The sequence below is a fragment of the Streptomyces sp. PKA51 genome, assembly GCF_057552455.1.
The window spans coordinates 449,287-463,593 of sequence record NZ_BAAJPZ010000002.1; the positions used below are offsets into that span (position 1 = coordinate 449,287).

Annotated in this window: 12 protein-coding genes; 6 read left to right on the forward strand and 6 right to left on the reverse strand. The window is 74.7% G+C overall.

From position 1 onward, the window contains the following. Positions 1-33 precede the first annotated feature (33 nt). Positions 34-2,367 carry a collagenase gene (locus AC27L3_RS04380; protein WP_487232667.1) on the reverse strand — a complete coding sequence of 778 codons (2,334 nt, stop codon included), beginning with the start codon at positions 2,365-2,367 and terminating at the stop codon, positions 34-36. Between the two features lie 163 nt (positions 2,368-2,530). Between AC27L3_RS04380 and AC27L3_RS04385 the strand changes: the two genes are divergently transcribed. Continuing rightward, positions 2,531-3,112: a TetR/AcrR family transcriptional regulator gene (locus AC27L3_RS04385; RefSeq protein ID WP_487232668.1), complete on the forward strand. Its 582-nt coding sequence runs from the start codon at positions 2,531-2,533 to the stop codon at positions 3,110-3,112. A 79-nt stretch (positions 3,113-3,191) separates the two neighbouring features. Further along, a complete protein-coding gene (locus AC27L3_RS04390; protein ID WP_487232669.1) occupies positions 3,192-3,953 on the forward strand; it encodes an SDR family NAD(P)-dependent oxidoreductase in 762 nt (253 codons plus the stop codon). Here the strand turns inward: AC27L3_RS04390 and AC27L3_RS04395 are convergent. The 3 genes from AC27L3_RS04395 to AC27L3_RS04405 form a co-directional block, all read right to left on the reverse strand. Next, positions 3,943-5,361, reverse strand: coding sequence for an amino acid permease (locus AC27L3_RS04395; RefSeq protein ID WP_487232670.1), 1,419 nt, complete (start codon positions 5,359-5,361; stop codon positions 3,943-3,945). The genes AC27L3_RS04390 and AC27L3_RS04395 overlap by 11 nt on opposite strands. 192 nt (positions 5,362-5,553) lie before the next feature. After that, positions 5,554-5,793, reverse strand: a complete 240-nt coding sequence (locus AC27L3_RS04400) for a hypothetical protein (RefSeq protein ID WP_487232671.1) — start codon at positions 5,791-5,793, stop codon at positions 5,554-5,556. Between the two features lie 49 nt (positions 5,794-5,842). After that, positions 5,843-6,688, reverse strand: a complete 846-nt coding sequence (locus AC27L3_RS04405; protein WP_487232672.1) for an HAD-IIA family hydrolase — start codon at positions 6,686-6,688, stop codon at positions 5,843-5,845. Positions 6,689-6,859: 171 nt separating this feature from the next. Between AC27L3_RS04405 and AC27L3_RS04410 the strand changes: the two genes are divergently transcribed. Genes AC27L3_RS04410 through AC27L3_RS04420 form a run of 3 tightly spaced genes read left to right on the forward strand, consistent with a single transcriptional unit; the run spans position 6,860 to position 11,593 of the window. Continuing rightward, positions 6,860-8,257, forward strand: a complete 1,398-nt coding sequence (locus AC27L3_RS04410; RefSeq protein WP_487232673.1) for a hypothetical protein — start codon at positions 6,860-6,862, stop codon at positions 8,255-8,257. Next, positions 8,254-9,672, forward strand: coding sequence for a CoA transferase (locus tag AC27L3_RS04415; protein WP_487232674.1), 1,419 nt, complete (start codon positions 8,254-8,256; stop codon positions 9,670-9,672). The genes AC27L3_RS04410 and AC27L3_RS04415 overlap by 4 nt, the downstream gene beginning before the upstream one ends. Before the next feature lie 25 nt (positions 9,673-9,697). Next, positions 9,698-11,593 (forward strand): DUF5107 domain-containing protein, encoded by a 1,896-nt coding sequence (locus AC27L3_RS04420; protein ID WP_487232675.1) that lies wholly within the window; start codon positions 9,698-9,700, stop codon positions 11,591-11,593. Positions 11,594-11,636: 43 nt separating this feature from the next. Here AC27L3_RS04420 and AC27L3_RS04425 read toward each other — a convergent pair whose 3' ends face one another. Further along, the gene (locus AC27L3_RS04425; protein WP_365966477.1) at positions 11,637-11,987 is read right to left on the reverse strand and encodes a VOC family protein; all 351 of its coding nucleotides are present in this window, start codon (positions 11,985-11,987) and stop codon (positions 11,637-11,639) included. 33 nt (positions 11,988-12,020) lie between these two features. Next, positions 12,021-12,833, reverse strand: coding sequence for a class I SAM-dependent methyltransferase (locus AC27L3_RS04430; RefSeq protein WP_487232676.1), 813 nt, complete (start codon positions 12,831-12,833; stop codon positions 12,021-12,023). Positions 12,834-13,065: 232 nt separating this feature from the next. Between AC27L3_RS04430 and AC27L3_RS04435 the strand changes: the two genes are divergently transcribed. Beyond that, positions 13,066-14,274, forward strand: a complete 1,209-nt coding sequence (locus AC27L3_RS04435; RefSeq protein ID WP_487232677.1) for an aminotransferase class I/II-fold pyridoxal phosphate-dependent enzyme — start codon at positions 13,066-13,068, stop codon at positions 14,272-14,274. The last annotated feature ends 33 nt before the right edge of the window (positions 14,275-14,307 follow it).

The following is a 14,307-nucleotide window of genomic DNA, read 5'->3' on the forward strand; positions in this document are numbered from 1 at the left end:
GGGCCGGCGGCTGCCGGTGGCTGCCGGTGCGCGTCAGCCCGTGCGCAGCGGGCCCTCGCACGTGAAGTCGGCCGTGCCGGCCTTGCCGTCGGACCAGATGCCGACGGTGCCGAAGGCGCAGTTCATGTCGGCGAAGTTGTCGGCGGCGGGCGCCGCGCGGTCGAGGATGAAGGAGTCGACGGTGTCGGACATGTCCTCGAAGACGTGGTCGGGGCTGGTGGAGTCGCTGAGGTTGGCGGTGACGCGGCCGGTGCAGGTGAAGCGCGGGTGGCCCGTGTCACCGTTGGAGGTGCAGGCGGAGGGGGTCATGAAGGTGGCGGCGGCGAAGGCCGAGCGCACGCCGGCCGGGTCGGCGTAGGTGAGCCGGTCGACGGGCTCGTGGGTGGTGGAAGGGACGTACAGGTCGGCGACGTGGCGGATCTGCTCGTCGAGGAAGGCGTCGTACCCCTTCTGCAGGGCGGCGTCCCGGCCCGTGCGGGTGCGCCAGGCGTCGAAGCCCTTGGGGTCGTCGGCGCGCTCGTAGCCGTACATCTCGCGCAGGAGCGAGGGGTGTTCGCGCCAGAGAAATTCGAAGAAGGTGCCGGCGTAGTCGTAGAAGCGGAAGCCGTCGCCGTCGTAGGTGGCGTGCAGCAGCTTGTCGACGGTCATGCGCGGCTTGCCGCCGGCGGTGTCGTTGATGATGCCCTGGACGAGGGACTTGCGGACCTTGATGCCCTCGTCGCGGGTGGAGCCGTCGAAGAATTCGGCGGTGCCCTCGTCCATGGCGGTGGTCAGGTCACCGGTGTACCAGGGGCCCTCGCCGAAGAAGCCGGGCACGGCCCAGCGGCCGTTGAGGTAGTGGGTGTACTCGTGGCGGAAGAGCTCTTCGAGGGTGAGCCGGGAGTCCTGCGGAACGCGGCGCTGGTAGGTGTAGAAGGTGGCGCCCTGTTCGATGTAGACGCCGCCGTTGTTGGTGCCCATGCCGGTCAGGAAGGGGTGGAAGACCTCGTAGTCGGCGCGCGAGGCGTACAGGTGGATGTGCAGGGTGCCGTTGGGGTCGCCGGCCAGCGGCCGGTCGGTGCCCAGCACCCGGAAGAACTGGCTCTTGACCTGCTTGCTCGCGTAGTAGAGCTGGTCGACGGTGGCGGCGTCGAGGGCGGTGCGCACCTCGATGCCTCCCTTGTCGTAGGTGTAGGTGCGCGGGAAGAGCCGGGTCTCGATCTGCGGCTTGCAGACGTTGTACGGGGCGCAGGCCTGGTAGAAGTTCAGCCAGGAGGCGACGCTCAGCCAGGGAGCGCTGAGCTCGCCGAAGGTGGTGCCGGTGGTGCCGAGCAGGCTGCCGCCCAGCTCGGTGACGATCGCGGTGCGCAGGGCGTCGATCTGGCCGAAGCGCCCGTACTCGCCCATGGCGTCGCGTGCGGCCCACGCGTTGGGCGTGTCCTTCAGGTGGCGGTAGCCGGCGAAGGCGCGGAAGGCGGCCCGGTAGCCGGCGTCGGCGGCGACGGCCTGCCGGAAGGCGGTGTCGTTGTTGCCGGGGTAGACGCCGAGGTAGTTGACGGTGAGGGCGGCCAGGGCGGCGTTGCCCCAGGCTGGGTCGGTGGCGGTGGCGGTGCCGGGTGCGAGCGTGCCCAGCACCTTGCGCACCAGGGCGAGCTGGTGCTGGCGCAGCCCGCCGGAGCTGGCGGTGTTCAGGGCCTCGCGCAAGGTGTCGGCGTTGGGGCGGGTGGGGTCGAAGGCGTGGGGCGCGGCGGCGAAGGCGGCGACGGCCGCGCGCAGGGACTCGACGGTCGCGGGGTCGGTCAGGTCGATCTCGGTGCGGGAGAAGTCGTGGTAGACGGCGGCGTGGAGGTAGGTGAACAGCTCCACCAGGTGGCCGTTGTCGGTGCCGTCGTGGCGGGGGGCGAGTGCGGCGATGCGGGCGGCGACGGCCTGGACGTGGGGCCGGGACATGACGGGTGCGAGCCGGGCGTCCCAGGTCCAGATCAGGCCGCGCAGGCAGCCGTCGGCGGTGACGGCGGGGTCGGTGAGGAAGTCCGCCAGCTGCTGGGGGGTCAGGCCGGTGAGGCCGTCGAGCGTGCAGGGGACGCCGCCGGCCAGGGCGGTGCCGTGCGGCCGGCCGGGGGTGCCGGGGGCGGTGTCGCCGGGCAGGTGCCCGGGGGTGATCCTGCCGCCGCCGGGCACGGGGGGTCTGGACTGCTCCCGGGGTGGCGCGGCGAGCCGGTCGACGTCGTCGTGAGGGTCGTGGACGGACGGGGCGGCAGGGGCCGGTGCGGTGCGGGCGGCGGGCGCCGCCGGGGCGGCGTGGCCGGTCTGGGCCGTCGGCAGGGCGAGGCAGGCCGCCGTGACGGCGGCGAGCAGCCCCTTGCGCGCAGTGCGTAACGCAGACACCTGTACTCCTCGGTGGGGTTGATGTGGCGTCAGGTACGGCTGGGTGTGCGGCGTAACATAGTAATGTGATATTTCACTGACAACCCATTGCGCAGTGGGTTGCCGTTTCTTGACCGGCCGTTAATTCTTGACCGATCGTTCTCGAAACACCTAGCATCCCGGTGTGGCAAGGACCAAGGAGTTCGACCCGGACGCCGCCCTGCAGTCGGCCCTGGAGCTGTTCTGGCAGCGGGGCTACGAGGCGACGTCGATGGCCGACCTGGTGGCGCACCTGGGCATCGCGCGGGCGAGCCTGTACGCGACGTTCGGCAGCAAGCACGCGCTCTACCTCAAGGCGCTCCAGCGCTACGGCGAGCAGCAGGACCCCCGGCTGACCGAGGAGCTCTCGCGGCCCGGCCCGGCACTGCCCGCCGTACGGGCGCTGGTCCGCCGCTTCGCCGCCGAGGCCGGCCACGAGATCGGGCGGCGGGGCTGCTTCGTGACGAACACGGCGGTCGAGCTCGGCCCGCACGACCCGGCGGCGGCCCGCCTGGTCGAGGCGAGCTGGGACGTCGTGGAGGGGCTCCTGACCTCCGCGCTGACCCGGGCCCGTGCGCAGGGCGAGCTCGCGCAGGACTGCGATCCCGCGGCGCTCGCCCGGATGCTGCTGGTCTTTCTCCAGGGCCTGCGGGTGGCCGGCAAGACCGGCTCCCGGCCCGGCCTGCTGCGCGACGCGGCGGAGCAGATCCTCACCCTGCTGCGCTGAAGCGAACCGGTGCATGCGGCGGCTTCCGCACACCCTCTTTCAAGACCGATCGTTCTGGAAACTTCCGAGGAGCACTGACATGACCGCGCGTTTCACCGGCAGCACCGTCCTGGTCACCGGCGGCGGCACCGGCATCGGCCGGGCGATCGCCGTGGCCTTCGCCCGCGAGGGCGCCCGGGTGGTGGTCGCGGGCCGCAGGGCCGAACCCTTGGCGGAGACGGTCGCCGGCATCCGCGCCGCGGGCGGCGAGGCGAGCGCGGTGACCGCCGACGTGACCCGCTCCGAGGACGTCCGCGCCCTGGTGGAGCGGACGGTCGAACGGTACGGAAGCCTGGACGTCGCCGTGAACAACGTCGGCATGCTGCCCCCGTTCGCGAAGACCGCCGACATCGAGGAGAAGGACTGGGAGGCCGCCCTGGCCACCAACCTCACGGGCCTGTGGCTGTCGATGAAGCACGAGATCGGCTACATGCGGGAGCACGGCGGCGGAGCGGTGGTCAACATCTCGTCCAACCTCGGCGCCCACCTGCGCGCGCCCGGCCTGGCGGCGTACGCCACCAGCAAGGCCGCCGTCTGTGCGCTCACCCGCAGCGCCGCACGCGACCACATCGGCGACGGCGTGCGGATCAACGCCGTCAGCCCGGGCCCGATCGAGACCCCCATGTCCACCCGGCCCGGCGAGTCGGCCGGGGAGAAGGCCGAGCGCATGCGCGGCGCGGTGCCGGCCGGCCGGGCCGGTACGCCGGAGGAGGTCGCCGCCGCCGTGCTCCACCTGGCCTCGGACGAGGCCGGCTACACGGTCGGCGCCGACCTCGTCCTGGACGGCGGCGTCACGGCCTGACGGGCTCCGCGGCCTCGGCGGCACGCTCGGCGGCGGGCACCTCGGCGGGCGCCTCGACGGACTCCGCCGCGGCCTGCTCCCCCGCCGTGGCCGCCTTGCGGCGGGCGGCCAGCCAGACGTAGACGAGGATGCCGGCGAAGAGGAACAGCGTGCCCTGGTAGACCGCCGCGTAGCCGGCGCCGGCCACCAGCCAGAAGGAGAAGCCGAAGCCGCCGAGCGCGAGGGCCATGTCGCGGGTCATCCGGCCCGCGTGGACCTTCTCCCGGGCGCCGGTGAGCAGGAAGTACACCTGCGCGGCGGTGGACAGCAGGTAGGGGACGGTGGCCGAGAAGGTCGTGACGAGCACGAGGATCTCGAAGACGCCGCCCACCCCGGTGGTGTAGTTGATCAGGGTCAGCAGCGTGGCCAGCACCGCCGCGGCGAGCACGCCCACCGTGGGCACGCCGCGCTTCTTCTTGGCGAAGGACGCCGGGAACAGCCCGTCCTTGGCCGCCGCGTACGGCGACTGGGCGCTCATGAGCGTCCAGCCGTTGAGGGCGCCCACGATCGAGATCACGGCCGCGAAGGCGATCAGGGTGCCGCCCCAGTGGCCGCCGAACATCGCGTCGACGGCGTCGGAGAAGGGCGCCGTGGACTTCACCAGCTTGTCGTGGGCGACCGTGCCGAAGACGGCCAGCGTGCCCAGCAGGTAGACCAGGGCGGCGCCGATGGTGCCGAGCACGCTGGCCCGGCCCACGTTGCGCTCCGGGTCGCGGACCTCGCCGGCGCTCATGGCCGCCGACTCCACGCCCACGTAGCTGTAGAGCAGGATGGCGGCGGAGGCCGACAGGCCGCCGGTCCAGCTGTGGCCGCCCTCGGTGAAGGAGCCCAGGTTGGACGGGTCGAAGAAGAAGATGCCGATGACGGCGACGAACAGCAGCGGCAGGAACTTCAGCACCGTGGAGACCATCTGCACCACGCCCACCCAGCGCGTGCCGGCCAGGTTCGCCAGCGCCGGCAGCCACAGCATGAGCAGCGCCACGACGAGGTCGGCGCCCTTGGACGGGTTGCTGCCGGTGAGCACGTGGAAGTAGCCGACACCGGCGACGGCGAGGGCGGCGTTGGACACCCACGTCATCGTCCAGTACGACCACGCCGACAGGAAGCCGGCGAAGTCGCCGAACGCCTCGCGGGCGTAGACGTACGGGCCGCCGGTGTGCGGATGGCGCTCGGCCAGGCGTCCGAAGACCAGGGCGAGGGCGATCGCGCCGACGGTGAGCACGCCGAAGGCCAGCAGGCTCACCGTGCCGAAGGGCGCGACGGAAGCGGGCAGCAGGAAGATGCCGCCGCCGATGATGTTGCCCATGACCAGCGCGGTGGCCGTGGGAAGTCCGAAACGGCGGCCGGAACGGCCGTCGGTGTCGTGCATGGGGTGGTGCGCCTCTCGTCCTGCGGGCAGGTCGCCGGTCTCGTGCGTCGCACATGTGGGTGCGAGTCCACATAGTGAATGGCACAGGGTGCGGCGCAAAATCAATGATTTTTGTCCCGTGATTAGCGCCACGTGACCGAAAAAGGTGCGGAAAGAAGGCCCCGGGACCGTGATTCGTCCACCTCGCGACGATCAAGCGGAATCGTCCCGGCCGCTTTCCCGGTCGAGCGTCGGGTCGAGGGCGGAGTCGTACGCGCCGGTCCCCCGGCAGTGCCGACACTGCCCCGCGCGGTGCACCGTCTCCGCGGGCCCGGCGAAGGGGTCGGGGCCCGGGGTGCGCGCCAGGGCCCGGCTCACGTAGCCGGAGCCGTGACACCACTGGCACGTCCTGCCCTCGGACTCCTCCTCGGGAAGGTCTTCGCATTCGCTCAAGGGGACCGACCAGCCTCGCGCCACATGATCGCTGCCTGCACCCCTCAGCCTAGACCTCCGGCGGCACCGCGCCCGGCGCCTGCCGCAGAGCACCCGAACGGGTGAAACCGTCCCGGTGCAGGGCGTGCAGCAGCGCCGGGACGTCGGCGATGGAGTCGACGGTGTGCGCCGCCCGCCCGGCCGTCCCCTCGGCGGCCTGCCCCGCGTACTTCCCGGTGCGGACCTGGATCGTGGTGGCCCCGATGGCCCGGCCGCCGGCGGCGTCCGTCGTGGCGTCGTCGCCGATCACGGCCGTGTGCCGGGGGTCGAAGCCCGTGGAGGCGGCGGCCAGCCCGAAGTACTCGCCCGAGGGCTTGCCCAGCAGCCGGGCGGTGCGGCCGGTGCCGTACTCCAGGGCCGCCACGATCGCCCCGGTGTCGAGGAACTCCTGGCCGTCGGGGGTCCGGTAGAGCGCTCCGCGCTGGAGCGCGATGAGCTGGGCCCCGGCCCTGACCGCCCGGAAGGCGCGGTTGAGCAGCGGGTAGTCGAGCACCTGCTGACAGTCGCCGACGACGACGTGCGTATGCCTGCCGGTACCGCTCTCCAGCGGGGCGAAGGTGGCCTGCAGCTCCGCCGACATCAGCGCGAGCACCCGCGGGCCGGGGTGGTCGGCCAGGAGCGTACGGGCGGCCACCACGGGGGTGAAGAGCTCCGCCGGCTCGACGTGCAGACCGCAGCGGGAAAGGCTCTCCAGGGTGTCCTCGACCGTCCTGGACTCCGTATTGGTCAGGAAACGCAGCGTATATCCCTCGTCGCGCAATCGGTCGACGGCCTCGGGGGCGCCCTCGACGGCGATCCCGTGGTCGAAGACCGTGCCGTTGATGTCGATCAGCAGTGCCCGGACGGGAAAGTCCACGGCTTCCTCCCGCTCGTCGGCAAAGCCCCGCGACGGGCCATTTCCCGGCAATTCCGCACCGATAAGCGCAATGTCACCAATGCTGCCATGATGAATTATCGGCCGCCTCCGGTCGTCCGCTGATCCGCTGATCGCAGGCCGCGCGCCTGTACGCACGGAAGGTGCCCGGAGATGAGAGCAGGCTTCGACACGGCGCGGATGCACCGGCCGTTCCGGTCCATAGGAATCGCGGCGGAACACGAATCGCCGGAGAACCCCGACGGTTCGGAGGACAGGGTCGCGCTCACCCCCGGCGGCGTCGCGGCGCTGGTCGCGCACGGGTGCCGGGTGAGCGTGGAGCGCGGTGCGGGCGCCGGCACCGGTTATCCGGACGCCGCCTACGCCGCGGTGGGCGCGCGTATCGAATCCCGGGAGGCGCTGTATCCGGGAAAGGACCTCGTCGTCAAACTCAAGGGACCCGCGCACCACGACCTGGCGCGCATGGACCCCGGTTCGAGCCTGTTGTGCATGGCCCATGTGCGCTCCCTTCCGCAGCGCGCGACGATCGCCGGGGAGCGGGGCGTGAACCTCATCGCGATGGAACTCGTGCGGGAGTGCCCCGAGTTCGTCTCCGACGAATTCCTGCGCAGCCGGCTGGCCGCGCGCCGGTGGTTCTCGCAACTGCCCGTGGCCGATCCCTCCCGGCTCTCGATCGCCTTCACCGGGCACTCCCCCCACGCCTTCGGCGCCCTGCAGTACGCCGCCCGGATGCGGCCGCGCTCCCTGCGGATCCTGCGCGCTCCCCCGCCACCCGCGCCGGACACGGTCGGCGTGGGATTCGCCGAACTCGACGACATGGCCGCGCGGTTGTCCGTGGAGGAGGTCGACCGCGACCGTGCACGCCACCGCCTGCAGGCGTACGGCAGGCGCAGGATCGAGTGCCTGCACGAGACGGGGCGGGCGGGCGCCCGCTTCGGGATCGCCCTCGCGCTGCGGCAGAACCCGGCCCTGGGCACCCCGGCCCGCATCCGCACCGCCGTGCTCGGCTACGGCAACGTCGCCTTCGGCGCCCTGGACGAGTGCGCCCGGCACGGCGTGGCCCGCATCGAGATCCTCACCAAGCGGACCACCGCACGACCGGACGTCTGCCGCCATCTGCACGCCAGCGACCTGGTGATCAACGGGGCCGAGCCCGCCGACCGGCGGCGGACCGGCTATGTGATCACCGAGGCCGACCTGGGCGGCGTGCTGCGGCCCGGCACCGTCGTCGTCGACCTCGTCGGCGGCTGCGCCACCAACCGCTCGGTGGTCGAGCCGCTGGTGGAGTGCACGCACCCGGCCGACCCGTACCTGGTGCGCGAGGGCGTGTACCTGGCCGCGGTCTGGGGCTGGCCGCTGCTGGGCTTCAAACGGGAGTCGGTGGAGCGCTACAGCGACCAGATCACCGCCGTACTCCTGCACGAGGAACGGCTGGCCGACGGGCTGGCCACGGCGCCGCCGGGCGTCTTGCGGGCCGTGGTCGCCGGCCCCATGCTGTCCGTGAGGCCCTCTTCCCAGCAGGTGGCACTCAGTGCCACACTCGGGGGATGATCAAGAGGTTGTCCGAAACCGCCGCCCACGCCTGGGAGTTGCTCGGGGGCGATCCCGCGCTACTGGACGCCGTCGCGTACGGGGGCGCCGAGGGCGTGCTCCCGGCCCGGCTGCCCGCGCGCGAGCTGGCCCGGGCGACCGTGACCTGCGCCGCACTGGCCGCGGCCGAGCTGCAGGCCGCCCGCCGCGGCGGGGGCCCGGTGGCAGCGGTGCACGTGGACGACGGCGCCGTGGCGGCCGCCTTCACCAGCGAGCGGCTGGTCCGCGTCGAGGGTCGGGCACCCACGAACTTCGCTCCCCTGTCGCGGTTCTGGCGCACCACCGACGGCTGGCTGCGCACCCACGGCAACTACGCGCACCACCGCGCGCGCCTGCTGGCCGCGCTCGGCGTGCCCGACCGGGGGCCCGCGGAGGATGCCGCCACGGCCGGGCGCGTCGCCGCCGCACTGGCGGGCCGTACGGCGGCGGAGGCGGAGGAGCTGATCGACGCGGCGGGCGGGCTGGCCGTGGCCGTGCGCACCCCCGCCCAGTGGGCCGCGCACCCGCAGGGCGCCGAGGTGGCCCGCCGGCCGCTGCTCGCCGTGGAGCGGATCGCCGACGGGCCCCCGCGCCGGCCGCACGCGGCGCCGGACGGCCTGCCCGCCGCGGGGCTTCGCGTGCTGGACCTGACCCGCGTCCTGGCCGGTCCCGTCGCCACCCGCACCCTGGCCCTGCTCGGCGCGGACGTGCTGCGCGTGGACGCGCCGTGGCTGCCGGAGAGCCAGGAGCTGCACGACGACACCGGGCTGGGCAAGCGCTCGGTCGCCCTGGACCTGGCCCGGCCCGCCGACCGGGCCGCCTTCGAGGACCTCCTCGCCACGGCCGACGTCGTCGTCACCGGCTACCGGCCGGGCGCCCTGGACCGCCACGGGCTCAGTGCCGAGGCCCTCGCCGAGCGGCGGCCCGGCCTGGTCGTGGGGCAGCTCAGCGCCTGGGGCGCGTACGGTCCCTGGGGCACCCGGCGCGGCTTCGACAGCCTCGTCCAGGCGGCCTGCGGCATCGCGGTCACCGAGGCGGCGCCGGGGACGGACGCACAGGCGCCGCCCGGCGCGCTGCCCGCCCAGGCCCTCGACCACGGCACCGGGTACCTGCTGGCGGCGGCCGTGCTGCGGGCCGTCACCGAGCAGCACGCCACCGGCGGCACCCGCCTGGCCCGCCTCGCCCTGGCGCAGACGGCGGCCTGGCTGTGCCACGGCGTCGTCGCCGACGAGGGCGAGCCGGAGGGCGACCACGACGACGTCGCGCACCTCGTCGAGGGCGAGGGGCCGCTCGGCCGGATGCGGCACGCGCGGCCCGCGGTGGCCTTCGACGGCAGTCCCCGGGACTGGGGCCGGCGACCGGGCCGGCTGGGCGCGGACACCCCCGCGTGGCTGTGAGCCGGCGAGAGGATCGGACAGAGCCGTGACAACGACCATCCGTCGCACCGTCCTGACCCTGCCCGCGGCACCGCTGGGCCCGGAGGACCCGCTGCCGCCGCTGGCGGCCCCCGCCGACGTCCACCGCCCCGGCCCCGGCCTGCCGCCGGACCTGCCGGCGGCGATGGCCCGGCGGATGGCCTACGCGCCGCTGCGCTCCCTGCTGCCGGTGCGCCGCCGCGACGGCTACACGCGCGAGCGGGTGCCCACCGACCTGGAGGCGATCGTGGTCGAGAACGACCGGCTGCGCGCCACGGTCCTGCCCGGTCTCGGCGGGCGGGTGCACTCCCTGGTGCACAAGCCCACGGGCCGCTCGCTGGTGTACGCCAACCCCGTCCTCCAGCCGGCCGGTTTCGCCCTCAACGGCGCCTGGTTCTCCGGCGGCATCGAGTGGAACATCGGCGCCACCGGGCACGGCACCCTGTCGGTGGCGCCGCTGCACGCCGCGCGCGTACCGGCTCCCGACGGCGGCGAGATGCTGCGCCTGTGGGAGTGGGAACGGCTGCGCGACCTGCCCTTCCAGGTGGACCTGTGGCTGCCGCAGGGGTCGGACTTCCTGTACGTGGGGGTGCGCGTGCGCAATCCCCACCACCACCCGGCGCCCGTGTACTGGTGGTCCAACACCGCCGTCCCCGAGGGCCCGGGCACCCGTGTGCTGGCGCCCGCCGACGCCGCCTGGTCCTTCGGGCCGGAGCGGGCGCTGCGGCGCGTGCCGGTGCCGGACGGCGCGCACGGCTCGTATCCGCTGCGGTGCGAGCGCCACGGCGACTACTTCTACGACCTCGCCCCGGACGAGCGCCCCTGGATCGCGGCGCTCGACGCGGACGGGCACGGACTGGTGCAGACCTCCACGCGCCTGCTCGGGGGCCGCAAGCTGTTCGTGTGGGGCACGGACGAGCCCGGGCGGCGCTGGCAGGAGTGGCTCACCGAGCCCGGCACGGGCGGCTACGCCGAGATCCAGGCGGGCCTGGCCCCGACGCAGCTGGAGCACGTTCCGCTGGAGGCCGGCGGGGAGTTCGCCTGGCTGGAGGCGTACGGGCCGCTGGCCGCCGACCCGGCCGCCGTCCACGGAGCCGACTGGGCGGCGGCGCGCGCGCAGGTCGCCGGGCGACTGGAGGCCGCGCTGCCGCGCGAGGCGGTGGACGCCGCGTACGCCGCCTGGCGCCCGTACGCCGACCACGAGCCGAAGGAGACGCTGGCGACCGGATCGGGCTGGGGCGCCCTGGAGGTCGAGCGGGGCCGCCTGGAGCTGCCGGGCACGCCCTTCCCCGCCACGACCCTGGGCGCCGAGCAGCAGCCCTGGCTCGCCCTGCTGCGGACCGGCACGCTGACGCAGGAGGGGCCCGAGCCCGGGCCGTCCCTGGTGTCACGGCCGTGGCGGGAGATGCTGGAGACCACGGAACCGGGGCCGGCCGCGGCGTACCACCTGGGCGTGGCGCAGTGGCACGCGGGCGACCGCTCGCAGGCGGCCCGCAGCTGGGAGACGGCCGAGCGGCTGGGCGCCGGCTGGCCGGCGCTGCGCTGCCTGGCCGCCGCGGACGCGCTGAGCGGCCACCCGCAGCGGGCCGCGCAGCGGTACGCGGCGGCGGTCGCGGCGGCGGTCGCGGCGGCGCGGGAGGGCCGCGCGTCGCGGGCGGCCCGGGTGGCGCTGGCGCGGGAGGCGATCACGGCACTGCTGGATGCGCGGCAGGTGGACGAGGCGGCCGCCGTCCTGGCGGGGCTGCCGCCGGCGGCCCGCCGACACGGCCGCTTCCGGCTGCTGGAGGCGCGGATCCTGCGGGCCCGCGGGGACGAGGAGGGGGCGCGGGCCGTCCTGGCGGAGGCGGAGATCGCGGACCTCGCCGAGGGGGAGGGTACGCCCGCCGCCCGGCCCCGCCCCTGAGCCGTTCGTGCGGGGCGGGGGCGGACGGCGGCCGGACGGGGGATCAGCCTTCCTTGCGGTCCACGTACTCGAAGACGGACCCGTCGGGGTGACGGGCCACCAGGTTGCGTCCGATGGGGGTGCGCACCGGGCCCGCGACGATGTCCGCCCCCACGGCCTGCAGGTCCGCCAGTGCCTCGTCCACGTCGGTGACGGCGATGGTCGCCTTGATGGCGCGCAGCACCGACAGCTCCGCCTCCGGCCCGCTCATCAGGAAGAAGCAGCCGACGGCGGCCACGGACACGCCGCCGCGCCGGAAGCGCATGGCCTCGGCGCCGGTCAGCCGTTCGTACACCGCAATCGCCGCTTCCAGGTCGCCGACACACACCCGTAGCGAGGTCCCCAGAATGTTCATGAAAACAAGGCTAGTTGGCGGTGGCGGGCCCGGTCACCGGGGAACGGACGAGCCAATCCTGCACAGCAGTTCGCCGTTGAGGACGGCGAACCACGCGTCCTCGTGCCGCCCCCACTCGTGCCACGCCCCGGCGATCGCCGCGAGCCGCGCCTCGTCCGCCCAGCCGCCCTCGACGGCGTGCCGGGCGAAGGGGGAGGCGAGGGTGCGGTCCGCCCACAGGCCGCTCCACCACCGCCGTTGCTCCGCGCCGGTGTAGCACCACGCGCCGGCGGTGGCCCTGACGCCGGTCAGGCCCGCCTGCCGGGCCCAGGAGTACAGGCGGCTTCCGGCGTCCGGCTCCCCGCCGCCGGCCCGGGCGACCTCCACGTACAGCCGCTGCCAGTCGTCCAGGCCGGGCACGCGCGGATACCAGGTCATGGCCGTGTAGACCACGTCGCGGACGGCTATGACGCCGCCGGGGCGGCACACCCGGCGCATCTCGCGCAGCGCGCCGACGGGGTCGTCGAGGTACTGGAGCACCTGGTGGGCGTGGACGACGTCGAAGGCGCCGTCGGGGAAGCCGAGGGCGCGGACGTCTCCGGTGGTGAAGTCCACGTTGTCCAGGCCGCGTTCGCGGGCGGCCGCGCGGGCGGTGGGCAGGATGTCCGCCGCGGCGTCCAGCCCGGTGACGTGGCCCTGCGGGACGAGCGCGGCGAGGTCGGCCGTGATGCTGCCGGGCCCGCAGCCGATGTCCAGCACGCGGTGGTGCGGGCGCAGTTCGGGCAGCAGATAGGCCGCGGAGTCGGCGGCCGTGCGCCGGCTGTGGGAGCGCAGGACGGATTCGTGGTGGCCGTGGATGTAGTGCATGGTGACCTCCCTCGGGTCGCCCGGGTCGGACGCGGTGCCGGATTCACCGTACGCCGCTTTCTCGCATGGCGAGAGGGAGGTCTTGGGATGTGGGACGACTCCGGGATGCGGCCCCCGGGGACGGCTCGTCGTCCTGCCGCCCGTGTCGGCCACCGTCCTCGCGCCATGATCTGCGAAGGTGGGTCAGAGGACCCATCGAGGCGCCGGGCGCGGCGCGGAGGTGTGCGGACGGATGCAGCAGCGCTTCCCGGCACTGACCGGCCTGCCGGCCCCCGAGCGCGGACTGCCCGTCCTGCCGGAGCTGGCCGGGCAGCTCGCCGGGGCGGCCGCGCACGGCGATCCCGAACCCGTCGGCGGCGGCCCGCAGCTGCGCGAGGCCGCCTGCGGCCACTGGGCCCGCCGGGGGCTGCCCACCGACCCCGCACAGGTGCTCGCCGCCCCGGGAGCCGCGCCGCTGCTGCTGGCCCTGCTGGCCTCGGCGGGCGGCGAGGTGCTGCTGACCCGGCCGTGCGCCGCCTGGTACGCGCCGGTCGCCCGGCTGGCCGGGCGGTTGGCCTACCACGTGCAGGTACCGGCCGAATGCGGTGGGGTGCCCGACCCCTTCGCCCTGCTGGAGACGGTGAGCCGGATCCGCACCGAGGGCGGGCGGCCCCGCTTCCTGGTGCTGTCGGTCGCCGACGAGACCACCGGCACCGTCGCCCCGCCGGAGCTCGTGCACGAGGTGTGCGAGGCCGCGGCCGCCGAGGAGCTGACCGTCGTCAGCGACGAGACCTGGCACGCCGCCCTGCACGACGCGCACGCCACCGTCCACGTCGGGCCCGCCGAGATGTACCCCGACCGGGTCGTCGTGCTCACCGGCCTGGCCGGGCCGGTGCTGCCCACCGCCTGGCCGGCCGCGGTGGCCCGCTTCCCCGCCGGCGGCACCGGCCCGGGCCTGCTGGCGCGGGCCGGCACGGTGCTGCAGGCGATCGGCGCCGAGCTGCCGCCGCCCCTGGCGGCCGCCGCGCGCTGGGCGCTGACCGAGCCCGGCCCGGTGCGCGCCCGCAGCGCGGCGGCCGCGCGGCTGTACGCGGCACTGGGCGCCGCGGTGCGCGAACGGCTGGACGCGGCGGGCGTGCTGTGCCGGCCGCCGCAGACCGGCCCCCATCTCTACGCCGACCTCGGCGAACTGCGCGGTGCCCTGGCCGCCCGCGGCATCACCGACTCCGTCGAGCTGGAGGCGCACCTGGGCGAGGTGCTCGGCCGGCCGGTGCCGGGCGGCCACCGGTTCGGCGACGCCCCCGACGCGCTGCGGGTGCGGCTGTCCACCGTGCCGCTGCTCGGCCCCGACGACGAGCGGCGGCGGCACGCCCTGGCGGCCCCCGACCCGCTGGCCGAGCCGGATGTCGCGGAGGCGTTGTCCGCTTTTGGATCGGCGTTCAGTGAACTCGCCCGCACCTGATCTACCGTCGACCGGTGAGCGTGCCACGGCGCG